At 42.1% G+C, this 691-nt stretch carries 1 protein-coding gene; it reads left to right on the top strand.

The features are described 5' to 3' along the window. Positions 1–691, top strand: a 691-nt coding sequence (locus QME58_14445) for a transposase (GenBank protein MDI6805012.1), incomplete at both ends; no start/stop codon positions are given.

The following is a 691-nucleotide window of genomic DNA, read 5'->3' as shown; positions in this document are numbered from 1 at the left end:
GACAAGGTCTTCCGCAACCGGGATCAAATCGAGGATACAATCCTGTGGATATCGTGATGAGTTTTTTAGTGAGCATTTGGGTAGGTGGAAATCGATTTGCACATTGTGCGTTATTGAGATATGACGAAGTTCTCAAAAAGATTTTTGGTTGGAAAGAAGTTGGTTCTGAAAGCACCTTCAGTCGATTTTTTCGGAAGTTCAGTTTGCAGAAGAACAATGAGATATTCCCATCACTTCAACGATGGACACTGGGTTTATATGGACCGATGAAAGTGACGCTTGATTTAGACAGTACAGTCATTGAGCGTTATGGAGAACAAGAAGGGAGTCGGCGAGGCTATAATCCGCGTAAACCCGGACGTCCGAGTCAACATCCACTTATTGCCTTTATCGCCGAATTGAAAGTTGTTGCTAATGGTTGGCTTCGAGCTGGAAATACATCCTCATCCAACAACATGGTAAACTTTTTAGAGGAGACCTTTTCTCTTTTGGGTGCGATGAAAGTGGGGTTGATACGAGCAGACAATGGGTTTTTCGGTGAAAAATGCTTGAATTTCTTCGAGGAGAAGGAATTGTCGTATATAGTAGCAGCGAAGTTTACCCAGCGCATTAAGAAAATTCTTGTGAGAGGCTTACGATTTGTACCGATACAGGCAGGGATAGAAATTGCAGAGTTTTCATATAAAGCAAT

The organism is Bacteroidota bacterium (assembly GCA_030017895.1).
In the GTDB taxonomy this organism is placed as follows: Bacteria; Bacteroidota; Ignavibacteria; order UBA10030; family BY39; genus JASEGV01.
This window is presented reverse-complemented; position numbering and strand designations above follow the sequence as displayed.